General features: G+C 65.9%; 6 protein-coding genes. 1 reads left to right on the plus strand and 5 read right to left on the minus strand.

Features of this window, described 5'->3' with window-relative positions; translation table 11 throughout:
* Both XANALMUS060_RS22875 and XANALMUS060_RS22880 read right to left on the minus strand, forming a co-directional pair.
* On the minus strand, positions 1–318 hold a 318-nt coding region (locus XANALMUS060_RS22875), incomplete at its 3' end, for a condensation domain-containing protein (protein WP_304413357.1).
* Positions 269–736, minus strand: coding sequence for a condensation domain-containing protein (locus XANALMUS060_RS22880; RefSeq protein ID WP_052688276.1), 468 nt, complete (start codon positions 734–736; stop codon positions 269–271). The genes XANALMUS060_RS22875 and XANALMUS060_RS22880, both read right to left, overlap by 50 nt.
* On the opposite strand from XANALMUS060_RS22880, the gene XANALMUS060_RS22885 reads away from it, so the two are divergent.
* Positions 735–1,046, plus strand: a complete 312-nt coding sequence (locus XANALMUS060_RS22885) for a hypothetical protein (protein ID WP_052688277.1) — start codon at positions 735–737, stop codon at positions 1,044–1,046. The genes XANALMUS060_RS22880 and XANALMUS060_RS22885 overlap by 2 nt on opposite strands.
* Here the strand turns inward: XANALMUS060_RS22885 and XANALMUS060_RS21630 are convergent.
* From XANALMUS060_RS21630 to XANALMUS060_RS22530, 3 genes are all read right to left on the minus strand, one after another.
* On the minus strand, positions 1,035–1,244 hold the full coding sequence (locus XANALMUS060_RS21630) for a hypothetical protein (RefSeq protein ID WP_200894107.1): 210 nt from the start codon (positions 1,242–1,244) through the stop codon (positions 1,035–1,037). The genes XANALMUS060_RS22885 and XANALMUS060_RS21630 overlap by 12 nt on opposite strands.
* Positions 1,245–1,481: 237 nt before the next feature.
* Positions 1,482–2,003 (minus strand): phosphopantetheine-binding protein, encoded by a 522-nt coding sequence (locus tag XANALMUS060_RS20350; RefSeq protein ID WP_200894108.1) that lies wholly within the window; start codon positions 2,001–2,003, stop codon positions 1,482–1,484.
* 29 nt (positions 2,004–2,032) lie between these two features.
* Positions 2,033–2,236, minus strand: a 204-nt coding sequence (locus tag XANALMUS060_RS22530) for a hypothetical protein (RefSeq protein WP_235430606.1), incomplete at its 5' end; no start/stop codon positions are given.

The raw sequence follows: 2,236 nt of genomic DNA on the forward strand, positions 1-2,236 counted from the left end.
CTGCGCCAGCAGGTCGGCGACGCTCGGTGTACCACGCAGGTCGATGCGCAGCGCCTGGGCATTGACGAAGAAGCCGATCAACGCTTCGAGTTCGCTACGCGTGCGGTTGGCCACGGGCGCACCGATCACAACCTGGTCTTGACCGGACAGCCGCGACAACAGCACCGCCCAGCCGGCCAACACGGTCATGAACACGGTGGTGCCGTGACGCTGGCTCACCGCGCGCAGGGCGGCGGTGAGGTCCGCATCGATGACGCACTCGACACTGTCACCGCGATAATCCTGCAATGCCGGACGTGCGGTTGGCCACGGGCGCACCGATCACAACCTGGTCTTGACCGGACAGCCGCGACAACAGCACCGCCCAGCCGGCCAACACGGTCATGAACACGGTGGTGCCGTGACGCTGGCTCACCGCGCGCAGGGCGGCGGTGAGGTCCGCATCGATGACGCACTCGACACTGTCACCGCGATAATCCTGCAATGCCGGACGCGGGTGGTCGGTCGGCAGTTCCAGCAGCGCGGGTGCGCCGTGCAGGTGCTCGCGCCAGAAGGCGAGCTGGCGTTGCAGCAGCGGTCCGTCGAGCACGCGGCGTTGCCACAGGCTGTAGTCGGCGTACTGGATCGGCAGGGGCGGCAGCGGATTGGGCTGGCCTTGCACGAAGGCGGCGTACAACGCGCCAAGTTCGCGAATCAAGATCCCAATGGACCAGCCATCGGAGATGCTGTGGTGCATGCTGATTGATCAGCAGGCGGTGCTGCTGCTCGGCCAGCTGCAGCAGGCAGCCACGGATCAACGGACCACGGCTCAGCTCGAAGGGCGTGCGGGTTGCCTGTTCGGCGTGATGCTGCAGCAGGCGGTGCTGCTGCTCGGCCAGCTGCAGCAGGCAGCCACGGATCAACGGACCACGGCTCAGCTCGAAGGGCGTGCGGGTTGCCTGTTCGGCGTGATGCTGTGCGGCAACCGCGGCATCTGGCGTGTGACGCAGATCGATGCGGGTCAGCGCGAAGCCGACGTTGGTTGGCCGGCGCGATCACCTGGGTAGCACCGTCGTCGTTGGCGAGGAAGCAGGTGCGCAGTACCTCGTGGCGGGCGACGATGTGGTCCAACGCGCCGGCGCGATCACCTGGGTAGCACCGTCGTCGTTGGCGAGGAAGCAGGTGCGCAGTACCTCGTGGCGGGCGACGATGTGGTCCAACGCCTGTTGCAACGCGGGCAGGTCCAGCGCACCGTGCAAGTCCATCACCCACGCCAGAGAGGGTGTACGCCTGCGCGGCGCGTTCGTCGAATTGCGCCAGGAACCATAGCCGTTGTTGCGCGAAGGACAATGGCAGGGGTGCATCTCGATCGGCTGGAACGATGGGCGGCAACGTACTGGCGGTAGCGCTTGCCAGGGCGTGAGCCAACTCGGCCAGGCGCGGTTGGGCGAACAAGGTCGCCAGCGGCAGTTCCACCCCCAATGCGCTGCGAATGCGCGACATCAGGCGCACGCCCAGCAACGAATGCCCGCCCAGGGCGAAGAAATTGTCATGCCGTCCGATGGTCGATCGGCTGGAACGATGGGCGGCAACGTACTGGCGGTAGCGCTTGCCAGGGCGTGAGCCAACTCGGCCAGGCGCGGTTGGGCGAACAAGGTCGCCAGCGGCAGTTCCACCCCCAATGCGCTGCGAATGCGCGACATCAGGCGCACGCCCAGCAACGAATGCCCGCCCAGGGCGAAGAAATTGTCATGCCGTCCGATGGTCTCCAGACCGAGTAATTCGCGCCAGATCGCGGCAATGGTGTGTTCGATCTCGCCCTGTGGCGCTTCGTACGTCAACGCCGCATAGGCCGCCGCATCCGGTGCGGGCAATGCCTTGCGATCCAGCTTGCCGTTGGGGGTCAGCGGCAAACGATCCAACTGCACATAGGCCGCTGGCACCATGTAATCGGGCAGTCCATCCGATAGCCAACTGCGCAATGCGGCAGCATCAACAGCTTCGTGACCGACCCAATACGCCACCAGCCGCCCGCTTCTCTGTCCCTGCGGACTCAAGCGCGACGACCACGCACTCGCGCACCTCCGCATGCGCGCTCAAGCGCGCCTCGATCTCGCCCAACTCGATGCGGAAACCACGGATCTTTCTCTGTCCCTGCGGACTCAAGCGCGACGACCACGCACTCGCGCACCTCCGCATGCGCGCTCAAGCGCGCCTCGATCTCGCCCAACTCGATGCGGAAACCACGGATCTTGAC

The sequence above is a fragment of the Xanthomonas sp. MUS 060 genome, from assembly GCF_000963215.1.
GTDB lineage: Bacteria > Pseudomonadota > Gammaproteobacteria > Xanthomonadales > Xanthomonadaceae > Xanthomonas_A.